This window comes from Rhizobium sp. SG741 (genome assembly GCF_012275435.1).
Classification (GTDB): Bacteria; Pseudomonadota; Alphaproteobacteria; order Rhizobiales; family Rhizobiaceae; genus Rhizobium; species Rhizobium lusitanum.
The window spans coordinates 268,384-288,534 of record NZ_JAAZQP010000003.1 but is presented as its reverse complement, the minus strand read 5'-3'; the positions used below and the strand labels follow the sequence as shown (position 1 = coordinate 288,534).

Below are 20,151 nucleotides of genomic sequence, written 5' to 3'. Positions count from 1 at the left end.
CCGCAAGCCACTATCAGTCATTGCCGCCTAATCGGTTCAGGCGACATGATCGATATGCCCGATCTTGATTCGAAAATCAAATGCCTGGCTTAGGCGCGTTCGAAAGCCGCCTTCGACAGGCTCTGCACGGTGGCTATCAGCCGCTTAGGATCGACGGGCTTGACGATGACGGCATCGGCCCCGGCAAGCAGCGCCTGACGGCGTATCGCATCGCGGCTGTCGGCGGTCAATACGATGATCGGCAAGGGCGACAATCCCTGCCGGCGCTCATGGGTGCGCAATTGCGCTAGGACGGCAACTGCGGTGCCGCCGGGCATGTTGAAATCGGTGACGATGATATCCGGCCGAGCCTCGCCGTCTTGCGCGCGAGCACGCAGGCCGTCGAAATCCTCGACGAGGCGAACCCTATGACCGGCCTTGGCGAGCATGGCGCGAACCAGCATCGCGTTGACCGGATCATCCTCGCCAAGCAGGATGTTGAGTGCGGGATCCTCGGCCTCCGGCGTCGTTATCCCGATCTCGGACAAACCGTCACTCGAATGGTCGCGCCTTTCCATGCCGCGCATGCGACCGCTCAAGACGTCGATCAGCGACTGTTCGCGCAGCGGCCGGATGAGCCATGCGTCGAAAAGATCGAGCGGATGGGTGTTGCGCTCCTCGGGATTGACGAGGAAAATCTTGCGCAGCGCCGGTGTCGCCAGCTCACTTCCCTCGCGGAAATACCAAGGCGCCATGCGATGATCGACGATAAGATCCGTCCAGGCACCGCCTCCCCCCATCGGGAAAGATTGCCGCAACTCGCCCATATCGCCTGAGCCGATCAGGCGGCAATGGCCACCGAGAGCACGGATGGTTTGCGCAATCGCTGTGCTTGCCGCGCCCTCCGGCGCCAGCAACAGGACACGCGACCCCTCGAGCACGGCGTCACGCCGTCTATATCCATCCTCCTCGGCAACCAGGCCGATCGGAAAGCGGATGGTGAACACGCTGCCGCTGCCGTGCTGGCTGGCAACACTGAGCCCACCACCGAATTCGCGCAGAATGCGGGCGGAGATCGCAAGCCCAAGGCCGGTGCCGGCACTTTTTTCCACGATGGAACCAGCCTGCTCGAATTCACCGAAAATGCGGGCCTGCTCTTCCTCCGTCATTCCCGGGCCGCTGTCGTGGACCGTTATCGTCAGGTCCCGCCCTTTGAGGCCCGCTCGGATGAGGATGCCGCCGGTCTGCGTGAATTTCACTGCATTGCCGATGACGTTGAAGAGGACCTGACGCAGGCGGGCGGGATCGAACTCCAACATCTCGGGGACATCGGACGCGACGCTTGCCGCGATTTCCAGGCCCTTTTCGTGGGCGCGATGGGCAAGCATTTCGACGACGCCTTCCAGCAACGGCCGCAATGCCTCCTTGCGCGGATGCAACTGGAAACGGCCGACCTCGATCGTGGAGAAATCGAGGAGATCTTCGACCAACTGCACCAAGGCGTGGCCCGACTGGCGAATGCCCGTCAGATAATTGGCCTGCTCGAGCGTCAACCGCGTCTGGGCAAGCAGATGGTTCATCCCGAGGATGCCGGACAAGGGGGTGCGGATTTCATGGCTGACGGTGGCCAGCAGCCGCGATTTGGCTGCGCTGTTGTATTCGGCTTTCAGCCGCGCATCCTCGCGAAGGCGGGTGATCTGCCGTTCTTCGGTCACATCGCGCGCCACGCTTTGGATGCACAACTGTCCCGTTGTCGGATCGCGGAACATGACGTCGTACCAGGCGAACGTACGCTGCCCTTCGGGCGTGGCAATCTCCGCATCCTGATGTTGCGCATCGGTGACGGCACGGAAGACGAGGCCGGTTTCCTCCAGCGTCAGGCCCTCCGGGTTTGTTCTCCCCGTCAGCCGGCGGAAGGTGGCATTGGCATCCAGAATCCGGCGGTCGATACCGCGCGTGACCGTAATGTCACCAAGTGCGTCATGGATGGTAGCAAGCAGGCTGGTGCTTTCCTTGCGCTCCCAAAGACGATCATGCTCGTTTTCGCTGAGATCGGTGACGGCAGGACTGCGGACGACGCTCCATTTTGTGAAGATAGCCATCGCTATCAGCAACAGCGCCACAACGCATAGCGCGGCGAACAGTGCCGGCGGGCCGCCGGCGTAGCCGATCGCGAGCAGGGCGGCTCCGGCAACCAGGCCGCCGCCGTTCAACCAGCGGCGTTGCAGCCTCCATGGCGCCGTCGCGCGCTGCGCCCGCTGTTCGGCATGACGCGGCGTCTCAATCGGCGTGATCAGGGACGACACGCCATCGGCCGCTCCTTCGATTGGCGGCGTCTGGCCGCGGGCGATCGCAGCCGCAAGCTTTTCCTGCAGGTTAGCCAGAGTGCTCATGCAGTCTGGCTAACACACGCATCCTTCCCGATGCCTTCAAGGAAACGCTAGAATTTTAGTTTTTCGCCTTTTTCGGCGTCAGAAGCTCGTCCAGGATGACGCAGCCGGCGCCAACCGTGATGAAGCTGTCGGCAAGATTGAAGACGGCGAAAGACCATGTCTGCGTATGGAAGAGAATATAGTCGATCACGTGGCCATAGAGAAAGCGGTCGATCAAATTGCCAAGCGCCCCGGCGATGATCAAGGCGAAGCCGAGATGGGCAAGCCAGCGATGATTGGGGGCACGCCGCCAAAGCCAGAGGACGAAGGCGACGATGACGAGCCGCATGCCGACGATGAACCAGCCATCCATGCCCGACAGCATCGAGAAGGCGACGCCGAGATTGTAGGTGCGATACAGCGCCAGCATCGGAATGACCGGCACCATCTCCTGCAGCGGCAGCCATTGGTCGACCATGATCTTGACGGCCTGGTCGAGAATGACTGCGACGACGATGAAGATCAGGATCGGCACGGGCCGGGAAAACAGTGCGGGTTTTGCGGGCACCTGCTCGTGGGTCTGGCTCTCGGTCATCGGCTCTCGCTAAGGGTCAGAAGATGGCGGCGGGCTTCGAACAGCATGACTGCCGTCGCAACCGCCAGATTGAGGCTGTCGGCGCGGCCGGCCTGCGGGATGCGCGCAAGCGCATCGGCCTCTTTCGCCAGGACATCCGGCAGGCCGGATTGTTCATTGCCCATCAGCAGCACCACGGGCTTCTTCTTATAGTCGATCGTGCGGTAATCGACCGCGCCGGCCAGATGAGTGGCGACGACGGAGACATCAGCCTTCTTCTTCCAGGTCAGAAACTCTTCCGGCGTCGCCTTGACGACGGGCACCGCGAAAACGGAGCCCATGGTGGCGCGCACGGTTTCCAGCGAGAAGGGATCGGTCGTTTCGCCGACGAGGATGACGCCGGAAGCGCCGGCTGCATCGGCAGTGCGAATGATCGTGCCGAGATTGCCGGGATCGCGCACGCGGTCCAGCGCCACCCAGGTCTCGCCGGCCGCCGGCTTGACATCCCTAAGCTGCTGCCAACGCTGGTCGAAGACGCCCACCACCATCTGCGGATTGTCGCGACGGGTGATCGACGCAATGACCTTTTCGCTGGCCTCAAGCACCAGTCCGCCGGCAGCGACCGTCTTGGCGGCGACCTGCTCGACCAAAGGCTTGCCCTTGGCGGATTTGGCATAGACCAGCGTGCGGATGGTCCAGCCAAGCTCGAGGGCGTCGATGACCAGTTTCAAACCTTCGGCCAGGAAAGCGCCGCTCTCCTCGCGCGATTTTTTGACCGTCAGCGCCTTGATATCCTTGACGATCGGATTGGCAAGCGAAGTGACTTCCTTGACCTGTCCGACCTTGCGGGGGCCGTCGTTACGGAAATCCTTGTTCATTTCGGCACCCAGCGGCTGAAGAGGGAGGTGGAAAGCGCCCTGCCGGGCGTGCTGCCGTCGAGGCCGGCCTCGCGGATGACCAACTCGCCGGATTCGACGACACCGCCGGCGCCGCGCATGGTCTCGCGCATCAATTCATGGATCGAATAGAAGCTGGCGCGGATCGAATAGGCCGTCAGCACCAGCCCGAGCGCCTTCGGCGACAGGATCTCGCGGCAGATATCGAGCATCAAGGGCAGATGCTCGAAAAGATGCCACACCTCGCCGTTCGGGCCACGGCCGAATTTGGGCGGGTCGGTGAGAATGATGTCGTATTTGTTGCCCCGCCGCTCCTCGCGCAGGATGAACTTCATCGCATCCTCGCAGATCCAGCGGATCGGCAGCTTTTCCATGCGGCCCAGGGCCTGGTTTTCCCGCGCCCAGCCGATTGCCTTCTTGGAGGCATCGACATGGGTCACCTCCGCGCCGGCCGCAGCGGCGACCAGAGAAGCAACGCCGGTATAGCCGAAGAGGTTCAGGACCTTCAGCGGCCGTTTCGCCGCCTCTGCCTGTTCCTTCATCCAGGCCCAGTGAACGATCTGCTCGGGAAAGACGCCGACATGGCGGAATGCGGTGAAGCGGCCGAGAAAATCGACGCCGAGCAACTGCAGCGGCCAGGTTTCGCCCAACGCCTCGCGCGGGAACCGCCAGCGGCCCATGCCATCCTCGTCGGTATCGCCGGTGAATACGGCATCGGCATTGTCCCAGACATGCGAGGCGAGCGACGGCTGCCACAGCGCCTGCGCCTCCGGCCGAACGATACGATACGGGCCATATTGCTCGAGCTTCAGTGCGTTGCCGCTGTCGATCAGATGGAAATCCCCGGCGCCCAACGATTCCAGGATGACCGGCACACGCTCCGGCGGTCGCTCGCCATTTCTCACGATCAGCGGGCGCTCAGGCGCCGCAACCGTGGAGGCGGCGGTACGCGGTTCGGCAATCCGCTCGCCGCGGTCACGCGATGCTGGCATTTTGCCGCCTGTCTTGACGGGCGTATCGCGCCGCGCCTCCGGGCGGGGCTTTGCGCCAGGGCCGCCCGCAGCTTTCTGACCGGGCCGGCGTTCCTTCTGTTTCACCATGCTTGTCTCGAAATTGATATGAGCGTGCAAATAGCATCTGACCGCCACTTGGCAAAGCGCTTTCCGATCTGCGATGATCCATGCACAAAATGTCACATTGGGAGGATTGCGCATGGACATGACCGGCGAGGAGCGGATCACGGCACCCAGGGACACCGTGTGGGCGGCGCTGAACAACCCTGATATCCTCAGGCAGTGCATTCCCGGCTGTGAGAGCCTGGAATGGGTCTCCCCGACCGAACTGACGGCAAAGGTGAAATTGAAGATCGGCCCGGTTTCCGCATCGTTCAGCGGCGACGTGACGCTCTCCAACATCAATGCTCCGGAAAGCTACACGATCTCGGGCGAAGGAAAGGGCGGGATCGCCGGTTTTGCCAAAGGCGGAGCCGACGTCGTGCTGAAGGAAGACGGCAACGAGACGATCCTTCATTACGAGGCCAAGGCACAGGTCGGAGGCAAGATTGCGCAGCTTGGTTCGCGGCTGGTCGATTCCAGCGCCAAGAAGCTTGCGCAGCAGTTTTTTTCCGATTTCACCGCAGCGATCAACGGTCAGGCCAGCGCCTGATTGCCGTTGACATTTTTGACGCCCATATAATCCGCTCATGATATCGAGATCAGAGACTTGGACCATCCGGCCGGCGCGGGAGCAGGATATGCCGCCTCTTGCCGAGATCTATCTGCGCGTGCGCCGGGAAACATTCCTCTGGGTCGATCCCGGTCGTTTCAGCCTTGAGGACCTTGCCATCCATACAACGGGCGAGCGCCTGTTCGTCTGCGAAGACGTGCACGGCATGATCGCGGGTTTCGCGGCGATCTGGGAGCCGGATGATTTCATCCACATGCTGTACATTCTCCCGGCCTTCCAGGGCCACGGCGCGGGAAAGGCCCTGCTGACCGCGCTCCCGGACTGGAAAAGCCGCCACTACCGGCTGAAGTGCCTGGTCAAAAATACGCGTGCGATGGCCTTCTATCAGGCAATGGGCTTCGAAATCATCGGCGACGGCGCCTCGGCGGAAGGCGATTACAAAGAGATGCGGCTCGGCAACAGCCGGTCATTTTGACGGGAGCTGTCCGGCGATCTGCTCGGCGCGTGTGCGGTGCTTGTCAGCCTCGGCCTGCCAGCGCACCGCCTCCTGCGACTGGCTGCGAGCGCGCCTGCGGTGTTTTCCCTGATTGAACCAGGTCACCCCAGCGCCGACGAGCATGCCGAGGATCAATGCCGCGAACAGCAATACGAACAGCGGTGCGTTCAGCGACAGGACCTGATCTTCAGGCCGGAACGGATTAAGCGCGAGCGTCACGGACTGCCTGTTCGCAACGCAGAATACGATCAGGATGATGCCGAGCGGCAGCAATATCAGCAGATTGACGATCTTTTTGGCCATTGCGCAGCTCCTTTATCCAGGCGTATCCGTGCGACTGCACGCGTGATGCCGCCAGCCGCAGAATAGGAAAGACGCGGCCGAGTTCAAGTACCACCGCGTCGCGGCGCAATCATGTCCAATGGATATGTCCGCGGGCACATTTCGGGAAAGAACGAGCCTAGCCGGCTATTAGTTGTCGTCTTCCTCATCGCCGGCGCCCGGATTCAGGCGTTCGCGCAGTTCCTTGCCGGTCTTGAAGAAGGGAACCCACTTCTCCTCGACGAACACCGTATCGCCCGTGCGCGGGTTGCGACCGGAGCGAGAAGGCCGGTTCTTGACGGAGAAAGCGCCGAAGCCGCGAAGTTCAACCCGGTTACCCGCGGCAAGCGCATCGGTGATCTCGTCGAGGACAGCGTTGACGATATTTTCGACGTCGCGGTGATAGAGATGCGGGTTGCGGGCGGCAACAATCTGCACCAATTCCGACTTGATCACGGCTACCCCCTTAAATCATTGATTTATCAGTTGGCTGCACCCTGCCAAAGAGAAAGCAGGCCGTCAAGAAACAACTTCTCGGTTATGATTTTCTGGAGGCCCTCTCCCCTCACAAAATCATCATAACCGAAACGATTTAGCAACCAGGAAGCGGCACCCGGCCAAAAGAAGGATGAGCTTTTGCCTTCCGCCTTCCAGTCGACGATCGGCAGGTCCTTTTTGACCTTGCGCGTTTCGAGGTAGGCCAGGATCTCGTCTTCGCCACCAAGCGTATCGATCAACTTGTTCTGAAGCGCCTGACGGCCGGTGAAAATGCTGCCGTCGGCAAGCTTCAAGACGTCTTCGCGCGGCAATTTGCGACGATCCGCCACAAGGTCGACGAACCAGCCGTAGCTGTCCATGACCATATTGCGGATCATATTCTTGGCGTCTTCGCTGGCCGGATGGAAAGGCGACGGTTCGGCCTTCAGCGGCGCAGACTTGATCTCGTCGAGCGAAACCCCGATTTTGTCGAGCAGATCCTTGACCTGCGGATATTGGAAGATGACGCCGATCGACCCCGTGATCGAGGTATCGCCCGCGACGATATCATCGCCGGCAGTTGCGATCATATAGCCCGCAGACGCCGCGACGGTGCGGATGTCGGAGACAACGGGTTTCTTGGCGGCGACGGCGCGGATCGCCTTGAAGATGCGTTCGCCGCCATAGGTCGTGCCGCCGGTCGAAGAGATCGACACGATCAACGCCTTGACCTGATCGTTGTCGCGGATCTTCTTCAGCCGCTCGAGAAGTTCGGGATCGTCCTGAATAAGCCCGGAAATCGTGACGCGGGCAATCTGCGGTCCCCGCGTGTCGGGCAGGTCGCCCGCGACGAAACGATAGAGCGCAAAGCCGAGCGCGACGAGGAGTAAAACAGCGATGACACGCCAGAAACCAAGCTTGCGGCGCATTTGTCGCCGGTCCGCAATTGCAGAACTGTCCATAACGCTTTATTTCTCCCTGTCACAAACCGAATGCGCTACGAACCGGATGCATAATACCTTGAAACAGGCACAATCCTCAGCAAAGGGCGATCCCGTTTTTCGATGTCCTCGACGGAACAGCACTCCGATGCTTCATCAGATAGGACATCGCCTGATCGGATGAAACCAGCAAATGGCATATTTTTCTGCCAAAATTCCTCGGCTGCAGAAAAAAATCCATATTGGCAAGCCAGTGCAATAATGCGAAACGATCCGATAGGCCTTTTGGCACAGTCTGTGCATGACGTGAATGCCGTTCTCCGGATCAGAAAAGACGGACCTGTTGCATGCTCAATACGATCGAGACCTCCGGCCACGCAATCCACTCAGCGCCGGACCGAAATGCGTATAAAGTCGCCACTTTCCACTCCGCACGTGTGAAGAGGCTGCGAATATTGCTGCCTTTGGCCGCTTTCATCGTCTCGCTCATCTTCATCGCCGTCTCCGTCATCCGCGCCTATCTGCCGGCCGACATCCAGATCGAGGGCGCCAAGATCGAAGACGGCAAGGTCGTGATGGAGCGTCCCGCCATCGCCGGCCGCAACAAGGACGGCATCAATTACTCCCTGCTTGCGGAAAAGGCGCTGCAAGATATCCGGAATCCGAACATGATCACGCTGAAGACGATCAAGGCATCGATGCCTGTCAATACCGACGTGATCGCGCATGTGACGGCCCAGAGCGCGGATTTCGATCGCCAGGCCGACACGTTGAAACTGACCGAGCCCTTCGTCGTTCAGATGGACAACGGCTTGCGCGCCGAGTTCAAGACCGCTTTCCTCGATGTGAAGAAGGGCGACCTGTCCAGCCAGGATCAGGTTGCAATCCAGCGAGGTGGCATGTCGGTTGTTGCGCGTTCGCTCAAGATGACGGATAAGGGGAGCGTAATCGAATTCGACGGGCAGGTTCAAATGCGTATCGAACCGTCCGCATTCCACAACACAGCTAGCGAACAGAAGCCGGGCGGTTCATGATAAACGATTGGACACATTCAATTTTCAACTCCGGCCTGCGCAAGGCAGGCCTTTTTTGTGCTTTCAGCGCGCTCGCCTTTTTCGCAGCGGCGGAAGCAGGCGCGCAGGCAACGACAAGCAACATGCCAGGGCTTGCGCTTTCCAAGGATCAGCCGATCCAGATCGAAAGCGACAAGCTGGAAATCCATGATGCGGAAAGCCAGGCCGTGTTCACCGGCAACGTCAAGGTGGTTCAGGGGACCACGACGATGCAGGCTGGCAAGATGACTGTTTTCTACAAGAAGAAGCAGCCCGCTGATGCCAATGCCAAGCCGGCGGAGGACAATCCGGTCGCCAAGGCAGCCAAGGAGCAGAACCAGTCGCTGGTATCGGGTGACGCCAATATCGACCACATTCTGGTCACCGACAAGGTTTACCTCGTTTCCGGCACTCAGACGGCGACAGCAGACGACGGCTCGTTCGACATGGCCAACCAGCTTGCCATCCTCAAGGGCAAGAAAGTGGTGCTGACCGACGGACCGAACGTTTTCACCGGTTGTCAGCTCACCGTGCACATGGCGACGGGCGAAGCGCAGCTGGATGCATGCGGGGGCCGTGTCCAGATCCAGCTCGATCCCAAGTCGCAGCAAGTGCAGCAACAACAGCAAAAGAAGAACTGATACCGGCCCCGTGACGACATCGACCACTTCCATCTTGCCCGGCACGACCGGGCCTTCCTCCACGGCAGCGGGCGCACCGGCCGCGGATAAAGCGCGTTATCAGGGTACCCTGATTGCGCGCGGCCTCACCAAGACCTACCGCACCCGGCGCGTCGTCAACGGCGTCTCGCTGGTGGTGCGGCGTGGTGAGGCGGTCGGCCTGCTCGGGCCTAACGGCGCGGGCAAGACCACCTGCTTCTACATGATCACCGGCCTCGTGCCTGTCGACGAAGGTACGATCGAGATCGACGGCAACAATGTCACCTCGATGCCGATGTATCGCCGCGCTCGGCTCGGGGTCGGCTATCTGCCGCAGGAAGCCTCGATCTTCCGTGGCCTGACGGTGGAGGAGAACATCCGCGCCGTGCTCGAGGTCCACGAAAAGGACAAGGCGAAGCGGGAACACAAGATTGACGAACTGCTGGAGGAATTCCACATTCGCAATCTGCGCACAGTGCCGGCGATAGCGCTTTCGGGCGGCGAGCGGCGGCGCCTGGAAATAGCGCGCGCACTGGCAACCGACCCGACCTTCATGCTTCTCGACGAGCCCTTCGCCGGCGTCGACCCGATCTCGGTCGCCGACATCCAGAACCTCGTCCATCACCTGACGGCGCGCGGTATCGGCGTGTTGATCACCGACCACAATGTTCGTGAGACGCTCGGCCTGATCGATCGCGCCTACATCATCCATGCAGGTGAAGTCCTGACCCATGGCAGGGCGAACGACATCGTCAGCAATCCGGAAGTACGAAAGCTGTATCTCGGCGACAATTTCAGCCTTTGACAGGCTGAAATTCAACCGGAGCGCACGTCAATATTATTGGACGCTGTCGCGCTTCGGAAATTTACCTTCGCTTCACAGTTCCACTTGACCAAATCCAATAAAAAAGCAATTTTTGGGCCAGTTGGGATTTCGCGAAGTTTTTATTAACGGAAAACGCGAATTCCCGAGGAGATCAAGGGGAGTCCCGCGTCCGCCATGGCACTATCGGCCAATCTTTTCCTGCGCCAAAGCCAAAGCCTGGTGATGACACCGCAACTGATGCAATCCATCCAGTTGCTGCAGATGACCCATTTTGAACTGACTCAGTTTATCGCGCAGGAAGTCGAGAAGAATCCGCTGCTTGAATTTGCGTCAAATGACGAGGATATAGGCAGTAGTGGCGATCGCGAGACGAAGGACGAGCGCTTCGAAACCGTGGACGAAACCCACGGCGACGATGATTTCGACCGCAATCCCGGTGATCTGGCGAGCGACTGGTACGAGAGCGACAATACCGGCAATGCGGACCGGCTGAACAACGAGCTCGATACCAATTTCAGCAACGTCTTTCCCGACGATGGAAGTCCGCAGCGTGCCGATGCGCCGGAACTGCTGAGCCAATGGAAATCCATGCCTGGCGGCGAAGCCGGCGAGAGCTACGATCTTGACGATTTTGTCGCCGGCCAGGTGTCGCTTCGCGATCATCTGAACGAACAAATCCCCTTTTCGCTTCCGGCCGCGGCCGACCGGCTGATCGCGCAGTACCTCATCGACCAGCTCGATGATGCCGGTTATCTGCATGCCGACCCGAAGGAAACGGCGGAGCGTCTCGGTGCCGCCCCTCGGGAAGTGGAACGCGTGCTGAATATCTTGCAGCAGTTGGATCCCCCCGGGGTCTTCGCACGCTCTCTCAGCGAATGTCTGGCAATCCAGCTTCGGCAGAGGGATCGTTTCGATCCGGCTATGGAGCGGTTGATCCAGAATCTCGAGCTTCTCGCCCGGCGTGATTTTGCAACGCTGAAGCGGCTCTGTGGTGTCGACGAGGAAGACCTGCTCGACATGATGACGGAGATCCGCCAGCTCAACCCGAAGCCCGGCAGCTGCTTCGAGACCGGCATATCCGAGGCGATCATGCCCGATATCGTGGTGCGCCCCGCCGCAGACGGCAGCTGGCTAGTGGAGCTCAACCCCGATACGTTGCCGCGCGTGCTGGTGAGCCAGTCCTATTTCGCCTGCGTCTCCAAAACCAGCCAGGACCACGCCTTTCTGTCGGAATGCCTGCAGAATGCCAATTGGCTGACCCGCAGCCTTGACCAGCGAGCCAAGACGATCATGAAGGTGGCGAGCGAAATCGTGCGGCAGCAGGACGCTTTCCTGGTGCATGGGGTCGACCATCTGCGGCCACTCAATCTGAAAACCGTGGCGGACGCCATCAAGATGCATGAATCGACCGTCAGTCGCGTGACCTCGAATAAATATATTCTAACGCCACGCGGACTGTTCGAGCTCAAATATTTCTTCACGGTTTCGATCAGCGCCGTCGAAGGCGGCGACAGCCATTCCGCCGAAGCGGTGCGTCACAAGATCCGCCTGCTGATCTCGAGCGAGAGTTCCGATGCGGTTCTGTCCGACGATGATATCGTGGATACGCTGAAGAAGGGCGGCATCGAGCTGGCTCGCCGTACGGTTGCAAAATACCGCGAGGCAATGAACATTCCTTCATCCGTGCAGCGGCGGCGAGAGAAGCGGGCCATCGCAAAAGTCGCGAACTTCTGACCGTTGTCGGCATTCAACCACAGACTGCGGATCTCCTAACAGTCCGTTAAGATGCAGTTGACTTTCAGATGCGGCGGGGCTAGAAGCCCGCCGCAATCGCTGCAGGACAGCACGACCATGAACTTATCCCCATCATCCCGAAGGCGGCCGATATACGCAATTTGTCTTTGACCGCGTGAAGTGCTTGGATGAGCTTGAGGCTTGGCGTAAACTGGTACGCGCAATAACCACTACAAGAAGGGAAACTCCATGAGTGTGCGTGTCTCCGGTAAACATATGGAAATTGGTGACTCATTCCGCCAGCGGATTGAAGACCAGATCGGTATGGCCGTGACGAAATACTTCGACGGGGGGTATTCGGGTCAGGTAACTGTTCACAAGTCCAGTTCTCGCTTCGCGGCCGATTGCAAGCTTCATCTCGACAGCGGTGTGGTGTTGCATGCCGCCGGAGAGGCGATGGACCCGCAGCTTGCTTTCGACGCGGCGTCCGAGCGTATCGAGAAACGTCTGCGCCGTTACAAACGCAAGCTTAAGGACCATCAGGCCGGCAATCATGCGAACGGTCAGGCTGAAGTCGCCTACACCGTCATGGACGGCGTTCCGGACGACGACGAAGAGATTGCCTCCGATTTCGCGCCGGTGATCGTTGCCGAAAGCACGAAGCAATTGAAGACCATGTCGGTGGCGACGGCTGTGATGGCGCTCGACATGACCGACGAACCGTTGCTGCTCTTCCGCAGTCCCGGCAAGGAACATCTGAACATCGTCTACCGTCGTCAGGACGGTAACATTGGCTGGATCGACGCGGCCAATATCAAAGGCTGAGAATAGAAGATGAGCGGCGGCTCCGTGCCTAAGTAGGCCGACCGCCGCTCCCCCGTTATCGGTTCTCGGCGACACGAAGGATAAAGAGAATGGCATTGGCAGATTTGCTACACCAAGATGCGATCATCCCCGCCTTGAGGGCAAATTCCAAAAAACAACTGCTTCAGGAGCTGGCAGCCAAAGCCTCCAAACTGACCGGACTTCCCGAACGAGAGATTTTCGACGTGGTGCTGCAGCGCGAGCGCCTGGGCTCCACCGGCGTCGGCAACGGCATCGCCATCCCGCATGGCAAGCTTGCCAGCATCAAATCCATCGCAGGCATTTTCGCGCGCCTCGAAGCACCGGTCGATTTTGAGGCGCTGGACGACCAGCCCGTCGACCTCGTCTTCCTGCTGCTCGCGCCGGAAGGCGCAGGCGCCGATCATCTCAAGGCACTCTCACGCATCGCCCGCGTTTTGCGAGACCAGGACCTGGTCGCCAAGCTGCGCGCCACCGAATCCGCTTCGGCGATCTATGCATTCCTCAACGAGGAACAGGCATCCAACGCCGCTTAACGGTGACTTGGATCACATCGGATCAAGGCAAAAATAAGAGCCGGATGATTGTGGATCATCCGGCTCTTATTTTTTTATCGCGTGAAGATCAGGCGTCTTTTTCGTCCAGCGGGCTGTTGGCGCCCTCTGCGTTCTCGACGATCTTGGGGCCGCCCTTGGCGACGCCGACCATGGCCGGGCGCAGAACGCGCTCGCCGATGACGAAGCCGGCCTGCACGACCTGCACGACCGTATTGTTCGGCACCTCTGAATTCGGCACCTCGAACATCGCCTGATGGAAATTGGGGTCGAACTTCTGCCCGATCGGTTCGATCTGGCGCACGCCATGGCGCTCCAGTGCCGAGAGCATGGAACGCTCGGTCATCTCGACGCCGTCGATCAGCGTCTGCAGGCCGGCATCGGCGCCGGCGCGCGCTTCGGCCGGAATGGCGTCCAGCGTGCGGCGCAGATTGTCCGCCACTGCAAGCATGTCGCGGGCGAAGCTCGCCACGGAATAGGACTTCGCATCCTTCACATCACGCTCGGTGCGGCGGCGAAGATTGTCCATCTCGGCGGCGAGGCGAAGGTAGCGGTCACGCAGTTCGCCGTTTTCGGCCTTCAGCAGCTCGACCGGGTCCGGCTGAGACGGCTCGGTCGCATCAATGGTTTCCGCTGCGTCTTGAGCGAAATCCGCTGATGTGTCGGCCGCCGCGGCGTCAGGTCCGGTTTTCGTTGTTTCGTCGGTCATGACGGTCTCCGAATTGCTTTGTCTTTTGGATGTGCCCGATATCGAGGTTTAGCCGGAAAAAATCAAGGCTTTGTCGAGAAGATCAGCCAATTCGTGGCATTACGACGGTGGCAAGATACCGGCGGATCAGAGACGCTGGTTGCGACTCGGCTATCCAGGCCTTCTCTCCGGTGATATAGTTAAGCGTATCTCAACACGGCGGGTGAGATCAATGTCCAGCGGCAAATCCCTTTCCGGCAAATGTTTCTGCGGTGCAGTCGAGGTCACCGTCGACGGCGAGCCTATCGCGATGGGCTATTGCCACTGCGATTCCTGCCGGGAATGGTCGGCGGGACCGGTCAATGCCTTCTCGCTCTGGCCGCCCGAAGCCGTCCACATTACCAAGGGTGCAGATCGCATCGGCAGCTACCAGAAGACCGAAACGAGCGTGCGCAAGTGGTGCACGGTCTGCGGGGGCCATCTGCTGACGGAGCATCCCCCATGGGGCGTAACCGATGTTTACGCCGCTGTCCTTCCCGGTCTCGACTTTCAACCGGCATTTCACGCCAATTACGAGACGACGGTGCTGCACATGAAAGATGGACTGCCGAAGCAGAAGGATTTTCCGGCGGAAATGGGCGGATCGGGAACGCTGCTTCCCGACTAGGCGTCAGATCCCTGGCCGCGACAGCCTCGAAATCAGCTGTGCCGTATAATCCACCATGGGTACGATGCGTGCGTAGTTCAGCCGCGTCGGACCGATGACGCCGACTGCTCCGACGATGCGATCGTCATCGTCGCGGTAGGGAGCGACGATGAGCGATGAGCCGGACAGCGAAAAGAGCTTGTTTTCCGAACCGATGAAGATACGCACCCCCGGTCCGCTTTCCGCAAGGTTGAGGATCTCGATGAGACTGTCCTTCTTTTCAAGGTCATCGAATAGCAGACGCAGCCGGTCCAGATCCTCGGCGCCGCCGACGTCGGCCAGCAGATTGGCGTGGCCACGCACGATGAGTTGCGTCGGCTTGCCTTCGGCGTCGTCACCCGACAGCACCGCAATTCCGCGCTCGACCAGCTCATGCGACAGGCTGTCCAACTCCTGGCGGACGCTATCCTTCAGACTTTGCACACGCCGGCGGAATTCCGGAAGGGTCTGGCCGGCCATATGAGCATTGAGGAAATTGGCGGCCTCCGTCAGCTGCGACGAGGTGATGCCGGCCGGCAGTTCGATGATGCGGTTTTCGACCTGGTCATGATCGCCGACAAGCACCGCAAGCGCCTTGGTCGGCTCCAGGCGGATGAATTCCACATGCTTCAGCACGGGATCGCTTTTCGCGGTAATGACCAGGCCGGCGCCGCGCGAAATGCCGGACAGCATGCGGCTCGCCTCGGACATGACCGATTCCATCGGCTGGTCGCGATTGCTCCCGCGCACCTGCCGATCGATGTTGGCGCGGTCCTCGGCGGAGAGGTCACCGACCTGCATGAAGGCGTCGACGAAGAAGCGCAGGCCGATCTGGGTCGGCAGCCGGCCGGCGCTGATATGCGGCGAATAGATGAGACCAAGCTCTTCCAAGTCGCTCATGACATTGCGCACCGAAGCTGGCGACAAGGACATGGGCAGCAGGCGCGAAAGATTGCGCGAACCGAGCGGCTCGCCGTTTTCGAGATAGCCTTCGACGATGCGGCGAAAGATTTCCTTGGAGCGTTCGTCAAGCGCAGCAATGACATCCGAAACCGTCGATGTCGTAAATACCATTTTGCTGCCAAATCCGTTCCATTGAGCCTTAGTGAAAATATAATCATTCAGTTAGCAATCGCAAAAGGGAAAAATGCGGTTACCGCCGCAGTGGGGCATTAAAGCCTGCTTTTCCTTTGCAAAAGCCTCCTCTGGGTCGTAGAAGCGGTCATCGAAGTTTCAGGAGAGTGGAATGCGGCCTTCAGGCAGAAAAACCGATCAGATGCGCAAGGTGTCGTTCGAGCGCAATTTTTCCAAGCATGCGGAAGGCTCGTGCCTGGTCAAGTTCGGCGATACGCATGTGCTCTGCACGGCAAGCCTGGAAGAAAAGACGCCGCCATGGCTGCGCAACAGCGGCAAGGGTTGGGTCACGGCTGAATACGGCATGCTGCCGCGCGCGACCGGCGAGCGCATGAAGCGCGAAGCTGCCGCCGGCAAGCAGGGCGGCCGCACGCAGGAAATCCAGCGCCTCATCGGCCGCTCGCTGCGCGCCGTCGTCGACCTGAAGGAGCTCGGCGAACGTCAGATCACCGTCGACTGCGACGTCATCCAGGCCGATGGCGGCACGCGGACCGCGGCGATCACCGGTGGGTGGATCGCGCTCTACGATTGCATGAAGTGGATGGAAAGCCGCAACATGATCAAAGTCGACCGCGTACTGAAAGATCACATCGCGGCGATCTCCTGCGGCATCTTCGCCAGCCAGCCGGTGATCGACCTCGATTATCTCGAGGATTCCTCGGCAGAAACCGACGCCAACTTCGTCATGACCGGCAAAGGCGGGATCGTCGAGATCCAGGGAACGGCCGAGGGCACGCCCTTCAGCGAAGAAGAATTCGCCACGCTCCTGGGCCTTGCCAAGAACGGCATTGCCGAACTGGTGGATCTGCAGAAGCAGGCGATCGTCTGAGGATATCCTGCAATGGCGGACGCGGCTCTCGAAGGCATCTTGGAAACCGCTCTCTATGCGGACGATCTCGATGCGATCGAGGCCTTTTATAGCGGCATTCTCGGGCTCGAGAAGATCGCACGTGGTGGTAACCGCCATGTCTTTTATCGTTGCGGGCCGGGCGTGCTGTTGATCTTCAATCCGGCCGAGACGATGAAGCCGCCGGAACCGGGCTCCCTTCCCGTGCCGCCGCATGGCACGACGGGCGATGGTCATGTCTGCTTTCGGCTCAGCGGCGACGACATCGAGGCAATGGCCCGGAAGCTGAAGGCTGCGGGCATTGCCATCGAAGCCGATTTTCACTGGCCGAACGGCGGCCGCTCGATCTATTTCCGCGATCCGGCCGGCAACAGCCTGGAATGCGCCGAACCCCGCATCTGGGGCTTATGACGGGACAAGACATGCGCAAACTCGATACCAAGACCATCGTCGTCGCCAGCCACAATGCCGGCAAGATCCGCGAAATCGAGGATCTGATCGGCCCCTTCGGCTTTGCCGCCAAGTCGGCCGCCGACCTCAATTTCATCGAACCGGACGAAACAGGCACGACCTTCGAGGAAAATGCCGCGATCAAGGCCCTGGCCTCGGCGCATGCTTCCGGCCTGCCGGCACTGTCCGACGATTCCGGCCTGGTGATCGATGCGCTCGGCGGCGATCCGGGGGTCTATACCGCCAACTGGGCTGAAACAGCTGACGGCACTCGCGACTTCGCCATGGCGATGCAGAAGGTCGAAACCGCGCTGGAAAAAGCCGGCGCCACCTCGCCTGAACGCCGTACGGCTCGTTTCGTCAGCGTGCTTTGCCTTGCCTGGCCGGACGGACATACCGAACTTTTCCGCGGCGAAGTCGAAGGCGCCGTCGTCTGGCCGCCGCGCGGCACCCAGGGCTTCGGCTATGATCCGATATTCCAGCCGGAGGGATATGAGACGACCTTCGGCGAGATGAGCGCCGACGAGAAGCATGGCTGGAAGCCCGGCAATCCGCAGGCGCTGTCGCATCGCGCCCGCGCCTTCAAGGTCTTTGTCGAAACCTGTCTGGAGGCGTAGGCTTACTTCGTGGAGATCATGGATTCGCAAGACCTGATGCGCGGGGCGCAATTGCTACCGGATACCGGCGAGCCTGGTTTCGGCGTCTATGTGCATTGGCCCTTCTGCGCGGCCAAATGTCCCTATTGCGATTTCAACAGCCATGTCCGTCACCAGCCTGTTGATCAGGAGCGTTTCGCTGCCGCCTTTCTGAAGGAGATGGCATCGATGCGGATGATCAGCGGCCCGAAAACAGTGACCAGCATCTTCCTCGGCGGCGGCACACCTTCGCTGATGAAGCCGGAGACGGTCGGTGCGATCCTCGATGGCATCGCCAGGACCTGGCATGTGCCTGACGGCATTGAGATCACCATGGAGGCCAATCCATCGAGCGTCGAGGCCGAGCGCTTCCGCGGCTATCGCGCCACCGGTGTCAATCGCGTGTCGATGGGCGTGCAGGCACTGAACGACCGCGACCTGAAATTCCTGGGCCGCCTGCACGATGTCGCCGACGCGCTGAAGGCGATCAAGCTGGCGCGCGAGATCTTCCCGCGCATGTCCTTCGACCTCATCTATGCCCGCCCGAACCAGACAGTCGAGGAATGGGAACGCGAGCTGAAGGAGGCAATCTCCTACGCCGTCGACCACCTCTCGCTCTATCAATTGACCATCGAGGAAGGCACGCCCTTCTACGGCCTTCACAAGGCCGGTAAATTGATCGTGCCCGACGGCGACCAGTCGGCGCTGCTCTACGAGGCAACGCAGGAGATCACCGAGCGCGAGGGCATGCCGGCCTACGAGGTCTCCAACCACGCGCGTCCCGGCGCCGAAAGCCGGCATAATCTCACCTACTGGCGCTATGGCGACTATGCCGGGATCGGTCCCGGCGCCCATGGCCGGCTGACCCGCGGCTCGCAAAAGCTTGCAACGGCCACCGAGCGGAAGCCGGAGAGCTGGCTTGAGATGGTCGAGCGCGACGGCCATGGCATGGTCGATCAGGAAATGCTCGGCTTCGACGAGCAGGCCGACGAATTGCTGCTGATGGGCCTGCGCCTGAAGGAGGGTGTCGACCTCGCCCGCTGGCAGGAACTCTCCGGCCGGGATCCAGATCCGCAGCGCGAGGCTTTCCTGCTGGAGCACGGGTTCATCGAGCGGCTGGGCAATTCCCGCCTGCGCTGCACGCCGACGGGAATGCTGCTCCTCGATTCCGTCGTTGCCGATCTGGCCTGTTAGTCACCTCCCTCGAGGGCGGGGCAATTGCATATGGGGCATGCCGGTGCCGCAAGCTCCTTCTCCCCTCGGGGAGAAGTTGGCCCGAAGGGTCGGATGAGGGGGCGCGGCAACGATCTCATCTCATATGCGATTCCCCTGCCCTCAAGAGGAGGGTAAACAGCCGTCCGTCGATCGCCGCAAGGCCGAGCGCGATCATCGCCATGCCGATGAAGTGCTTCGGCTGCAAGTCCTCGCCGAGAATCAGTGCACCGAGCAGGATGGCGCTGACAGGGATGAGGAAGGTCACCAGCATCAAGTTGGTAGCGCCTGCGGTCGCGAGAATGCGGAAGAACAGCACATAGGCGACGGCCGTCGACAGGATGGCGAGGCCCGCGAGCGCCAGCCAGGTTTCGGCCGATGGCATCGCGAGCGTCCAGGGGCGGTCAACGAAAAGAGCGATCGGCAGCAGCAGGACGGTCGAGGCCGTCACCTGACCGGCGGCGGGAATGATGGGCGCCAACCCCATGCGGCGGAAGCGGCGTCCGAATATGCCGGCGAGGGAATAGGTGAAGGCGGCTCCCAATACGGCGAGCTGCGCCAGCACATTCGAACCGAGGCTTGCGAGCACCGACGGGCCGATCATCAGGGCCACGCCGGCAAAGCCGACGATGACGCCGACCAGGCGATTGCCGGTCATCTTCTCATCCGACGTCAGAAGATGCGCGACCACGACGCCGAAAAGCGGTGTCGTCGCGTTGAGGATCGAGGCAAGGCCGCTGGCAATATGCGTCTGGCCCCAGACGATCAGCAGGAAGGGAATAACATTGTTGAGGAAGCCCATGCCGAAGAAGGCGAGCCAGGCCTGGCGATCGCGCGGCATGGTATGCCCGGTCACGCGCACGATGACATGCAGAGCGATAGCGGCAAGTGCGACACGCGCTGTCACGATGGTAAAGGGCGGCAGTTCATGGACCAGAATGCCGTTGAACAGGAAGGAGCCGCCCCAGAGGAGGGATAATCCCACAAGCATGCCCCACTCGACTGCGCCCATGGACTTCTGCGGCATCACGATAGTCTCCAGTATTTCATTCGATTGAGTTTTACTTATGGACGGCCGGAATCTCATACT

At 60.4% G+C, this 20,151-nt stretch carries 23 protein-coding genes; 13 read left to right on the top strand and 10 right to left on the bottom strand.

What is annotated here, in order from left to right; all coding sequences use genetic code 11:
• Nucleotides 1-89 precede the first annotated feature (89 nt).
• From FHT29_RS09860 to FHT29_RS09845, 4 genes are read right to left on the bottom strand one after another with little or no spacing between them, the layout of a single operon-like run.
• The gene (locus tag FHT29_RS09860) at nucleotides 90-2,372 is read right to left on the bottom strand and encodes a PAS domain-containing hybrid sensor histidine kinase/response regulator (protein WP_168599626.1); all 2,283 of its coding nucleotides are present in this window, start codon (nucleotides 2,370-2,372) and stop codon (nucleotides 90-92) included.
• A gap of 55 nt (nucleotides 2,373-2,427) precedes the next feature.
• Complete coding sequence (gene lspA / locus FHT29_RS09855) at nucleotides 2,428-2,946, bottom strand: signal peptidase II (protein ID WP_037203001.1); 519 nt, start codon at nucleotides 2,944-2,946, stop codon at nucleotides 2,428-2,430.
• Complete coding sequence (locus FHT29_RS09850) at nucleotides 2,943-3,803, bottom strand: RNA methyltransferase (protein ID WP_037203000.1); 861 nt, start codon at nucleotides 3,801-3,803, stop codon at nucleotides 2,943-2,945. Before FHT29_RS09850 ends, lspA begins: the two co-directional genes overlap by 4 nt.
• A complete protein-coding gene (locus FHT29_RS09845) occupies nucleotides 3,800-4,921 on the bottom strand; it encodes a class I SAM-dependent methyltransferase (protein ID WP_080760515.1) in 1,122 nt (373 codons plus the stop codon). Before FHT29_RS09845 ends, FHT29_RS09850 begins: the two co-directional genes overlap by 4 nt.
• A 112-nt stretch (nucleotides 4,922-5,033) precedes the next feature.
• Here FHT29_RS09845 and FHT29_RS09840 point away from each other — a divergent pair, with 112 nt between their 5' ends.
• Nucleotides 5,034-5,486, top strand: a complete 453-nt coding sequence (locus tag FHT29_RS09840) for a carbon monoxide dehydrogenase subunit G (RefSeq protein ID WP_037202998.1) — start codon at nucleotides 5,034-5,036, stop codon at nucleotides 5,484-5,486.
• Between the two features lie 37 nt (nucleotides 5,487-5,523).
• Nucleotides 5,524-5,982: a GNAT family N-acetyltransferase gene (locus FHT29_RS09835; protein ID WP_037202996.1), complete on the top strand. Its 459-nt coding sequence runs from the start codon at nucleotides 5,524-5,526 to the stop codon at nucleotides 5,980-5,982.
• Here the strand turns inward: FHT29_RS09835 and FHT29_RS09830 are convergent.
• From FHT29_RS09830 to sppA, 3 genes are all read right to left on the bottom strand, one after another.
• Nucleotides 5,974-6,306 carry a LapA family protein gene (locus FHT29_RS09830; protein WP_037202994.1) on the bottom strand — a complete coding sequence of 111 codons (333 nt, stop codon included), beginning with the start codon at nucleotides 6,304-6,306 and terminating at the stop codon, nucleotides 5,974-5,976. The two genes, FHT29_RS09835 and FHT29_RS09830, sit on opposite strands and share 9 nt — an antisense overlap.
• Before the next feature lie 168 nt (nucleotides 6,307-6,474).
• Nucleotides 6,475-6,780 carry an integration host factor subunit beta gene (locus FHT29_RS09825; RefSeq protein WP_004120746.1) on the bottom strand — a complete coding sequence of 102 codons (306 nt, stop codon included), beginning with the start codon at nucleotides 6,778-6,780 and terminating at the stop codon, nucleotides 6,475-6,477.
• Between the two features lie 26 nt (nucleotides 6,781-6,806).
• A complete protein-coding gene (gene sppA / locus FHT29_RS09820) occupies nucleotides 6,807-7,763 on the bottom strand; it encodes a signal peptide peptidase SppA (protein WP_047556211.1) in 957 nt (318 codons plus the stop codon).
• A 326-nt stretch (nucleotides 7,764-8,089) separates the two neighbouring features.
• On the opposite strand from sppA, the gene lptC reads away from it, so the two are divergent.
• From lptC to ptsN, 6 genes are all read left to right on the top strand, one after another.
• Nucleotides 8,090-8,776, top strand: a complete 687-nt coding sequence (lptC, locus tag FHT29_RS09815) for an LPS export ABC transporter periplasmic protein LptC (protein WP_037202989.1) — start codon at nucleotides 8,090-8,092, stop codon at nucleotides 8,774-8,776.
• Nucleotides 8,773-9,435 (top strand): LptA/OstA family protein, encoded by a 663-nt coding sequence (locus FHT29_RS09810; RefSeq protein WP_037202988.1) that lies wholly within the window; start codon nucleotides 8,773-8,775, stop codon nucleotides 9,433-9,435. The genes lptC and FHT29_RS09810 overlap by 4 nt, the downstream gene beginning before the upstream one ends.
• 31 nt (nucleotides 9,436-9,466) lie before the next feature.
• Nucleotides 9,467-10,258: an LPS export ABC transporter ATP-binding protein gene (lptB, locus tag FHT29_RS09805; RefSeq protein WP_245297501.1), complete on the top strand. Its 792-nt coding sequence runs from the start codon at nucleotides 9,467-9,469 to the stop codon at nucleotides 10,256-10,258.
• A 195-nt stretch (nucleotides 10,259-10,453) separates the two neighbouring features.
• Nucleotides 10,454-12,013, top strand: coding sequence for an RNA polymerase factor sigma-54 (rpoN, locus tag FHT29_RS09800; RefSeq protein ID WP_168596548.1), 1,560 nt, complete (start codon nucleotides 10,454-10,456; stop codon nucleotides 12,011-12,013).
• A 249-nt stretch (nucleotides 12,014-12,262) separates the two neighbouring features.
• Nucleotides 12,263-12,838, top strand: a complete 576-nt coding sequence (raiA, locus tag FHT29_RS09795) for a ribosome-associated translation inhibitor RaiA (protein WP_037202985.1) — start codon at nucleotides 12,263-12,265, stop codon at nucleotides 12,836-12,838.
• Between the two features lie 89 nt (nucleotides 12,839-12,927).
• Nucleotides 12,928-13,392: a PTS IIA-like nitrogen regulatory protein PtsN gene (ptsN, locus tag FHT29_RS09790; RefSeq protein ID WP_037202984.1), complete on the top strand. Its 465-nt coding sequence runs from the start codon at nucleotides 12,928-12,930 to the stop codon at nucleotides 13,390-13,392.
• 88 nt (nucleotides 13,393-13,480) lie between these two features.
• Here the strand turns inward: ptsN and grpE are convergent, their stop codons facing one another.
• Nucleotides 13,481-14,119 carry a nucleotide exchange factor GrpE gene (grpE, locus tag FHT29_RS09785; protein ID WP_037202982.1) on the bottom strand — a complete coding sequence of 213 codons (639 nt, stop codon included), beginning with the start codon at nucleotides 14,117-14,119 and terminating at the stop codon, nucleotides 13,481-13,483.
• A gap of 211 nt (nucleotides 14,120-14,330) precedes the next feature.
• Here grpE and FHT29_RS09780 point away from each other — a divergent pair, with 211 nt between their 5' ends.
• On the top strand, nucleotides 14,331-14,765 hold the full coding sequence (locus FHT29_RS09780; RefSeq protein WP_037202980.1) for a GFA family protein: 435 nt from the start codon (nucleotides 14,331-14,333) through the stop codon (nucleotides 14,763-14,765).
• A gap of 3 nt (nucleotides 14,766-14,768) precedes the next feature.
• Here FHT29_RS09780 and hrcA read toward each other — a convergent pair whose 3' ends face one another.
• On the bottom strand, nucleotides 14,769-15,857 hold the full coding sequence (hrcA, locus tag FHT29_RS09775; protein ID WP_037202978.1) for a heat-inducible transcriptional repressor HrcA: 1,089 nt from the start codon (nucleotides 15,855-15,857) through the stop codon (nucleotides 14,769-14,771).
• A gap of 172 nt (nucleotides 15,858-16,029) precedes the next feature.
• On the opposite strand from hrcA, the gene rph reads away from it, so the two are divergent.
• From rph to hemW, 4 genes are read left to right on the top strand one after another with little or no spacing between them, the layout of a single operon-like run.
• On the top strand, nucleotides 16,030-16,746 hold the full coding sequence (rph, locus tag FHT29_RS09770; RefSeq protein WP_168596549.1) for a ribonuclease PH: 717 nt from the start codon (nucleotides 16,030-16,032) through the stop codon (nucleotides 16,744-16,746).
• A 12-nt stretch (nucleotides 16,747-16,758) separates the two neighbouring features.
• Nucleotides 16,759-17,175 (top strand): VOC family protein, encoded by a 417-nt coding sequence (locus FHT29_RS09765; RefSeq protein ID WP_037202974.1) that lies wholly within the window; start codon nucleotides 16,759-16,761, stop codon nucleotides 17,173-17,175.
• Nucleotides 17,176-17,186: 11 nt separating this feature from the next.
• Complete coding sequence (rdgB, locus tag FHT29_RS09760; RefSeq protein WP_047641086.1) at nucleotides 17,187-17,831, top strand: RdgB/HAM1 family non-canonical purine NTP pyrophosphatase; 645 nt, start codon at nucleotides 17,187-17,189, stop codon at nucleotides 17,829-17,831.
• Between the two features lie 18 nt (nucleotides 17,832-17,849).
• On the top strand, nucleotides 17,850-19,043 hold the full coding sequence (gene hemW, locus FHT29_RS09755) for a radical SAM family heme chaperone HemW (protein ID WP_037202973.1): 1,194 nt from the start codon (nucleotides 17,850-17,852) through the stop codon (nucleotides 19,041-19,043).
• A 115-nt stretch (nucleotides 19,044-19,158) separates the two neighbouring features.
• On the opposite strand, the gene FHT29_RS09750 is transcribed toward hemW, so the two are convergent.
• Nucleotides 19,159-20,088, bottom strand: coding sequence for a DMT family transporter (locus FHT29_RS09750; RefSeq protein WP_047556221.1), 930 nt, complete (start codon nucleotides 20,086-20,088; stop codon nucleotides 19,159-19,161).
• Between the last annotated feature and the right edge of the window lie 63 nt (nucleotides 20,089-20,151).

What these genes read in the sequence shown, in the direction of transcription:
- FHT29_RS09765 (WP_037202974.1), top strand. Translation starts at nt 16,759, where the DNA reads ATGGCGGACGCGGCTCTCGAAGGCATCTTGGAAACCGCTCTCTATGCG.
- sppA (WP_047556211.1), bottom strand. Translation starts at nt 7,763, where the DNA reads ATGGACAGTTCTGCAATTGCGGACCGGCGACAAATGCGCCGCAAGCTT.
- FHT29_RS09830 (WP_037202994.1), bottom strand. Translation starts at nt 6,306, where the DNA reads ATGGCCAAAAAGATCGTCAATCTGCTGATATTGCTGCCGCTCGGCATC.
- FHT29_RS09780 (WP_037202980.1), top strand. Translation starts at nt 14,331, where the DNA reads ATGTCCAGCGGCAAATCCCTTTCCGGCAAATGTTTCTGCGGTGCAGTC.
- FHT29_RS09845 (WP_080760515.1), bottom strand. Translation starts at nt 4,921, where the DNA reads ATGGTGAAACAGAAGGAACGCCGGCCCGGTCAGAAAGCTGCGGGCGGC.
- lspA (WP_037203001.1), bottom strand. Translation starts at nt 2,946, where the DNA reads ATGACCGAGAGCCAGACCCACGAGCAGGTGCCCGCAAAACCCGCACTG.
- hrcA (WP_037202978.1), bottom strand. Translation starts at nt 15,857, where the DNA reads ATGGTATTTACGACATCGACGGTTTCGGATGTCATTGCTGCGCTTGAC.
- hemW (WP_037202973.1), top strand. Translation starts at nt 17,850, where the DNA reads ATGGATTCGCAAGACCTGATGCGCGGGGCGCAATTGCTACCGGATACC.
- rpoN (WP_168596548.1), top strand. Translation starts at nt 10,454, where the DNA reads ATGGCACTATCGGCCAATCTTTTCCTGCGCCAAAGCCAAAGCCTGGTG.
- FHT29_RS09750 (WP_047556221.1), bottom strand. Translation starts at nt 20,088, where the DNA reads ATGCCGCAGAAGTCCATGGGCGCAGTCGAGTGGGGCATGCTTGTGGGA.
- rph (WP_168596549.1), top strand. Translation starts at nt 16,030, where the DNA reads ATGCGGCCTTCAGGCAGAAAAACCGATCAGATGCGCAAGGTGTCGTTC.
- FHT29_RS09840 (WP_037202998.1), top strand. Translation starts at nt 5,034, where the DNA reads ATGGACATGACCGGCGAGGAGCGGATCACGGCACCCAGGGACACCGTG.
- FHT29_RS09850 (WP_037203000.1), bottom strand. Translation starts at nt 3,803, where the DNA reads ATGAACAAGGATTTCCGTAACGACGGCCCCCGCAAGGTCGGACAGGTC.
- rdgB (WP_047641086.1), top strand. Translation starts at nt 17,187, where the DNA reads ATGCGCAAACTCGATACCAAGACCATCGTCGTCGCCAGCCACAATGCC.
- FHT29_RS09860 (WP_168599626.1), bottom strand. Translation starts at nt 2,372, where the DNA reads ATGAGCACTCTGGCTAACCTGCAGGAAAAGCTTGCGGCTGCGATCGCC.
- grpE (WP_037202982.1), bottom strand. Translation starts at nt 14,119, where the DNA reads ATGACCGACGAAACAACGAAAACCGGACCTGACGCCGCGGCGGCCGAC.
- FHT29_RS09810 (WP_037202988.1), top strand. Translation starts at nt 8,773, where the DNA reads ATGATAAACGATTGGACACATTCAATTTTCAACTCCGGCCTGCGCAAG.
- lptC (WP_037202989.1), top strand. Translation starts at nt 8,090, where the DNA reads ATGCTCAATACGATCGAGACCTCCGGCCACGCAATCCACTCAGCGCCG.
- raiA (WP_037202985.1), top strand. Translation starts at nt 12,263, where the DNA reads ATGAGTGTGCGTGTCTCCGGTAAACATATGGAAATTGGTGACTCATTC.
- ptsN (WP_037202984.1), top strand. Translation starts at nt 12,928, where the DNA reads ATGGCATTGGCAGATTTGCTACACCAAGATGCGATCATCCCCGCCTTG.
- FHT29_RS09835 (WP_037202996.1), top strand. Translation starts at nt 5,524, where the DNA reads ATGATATCGAGATCAGAGACTTGGACCATCCGGCCGGCGCGGGAGCAG.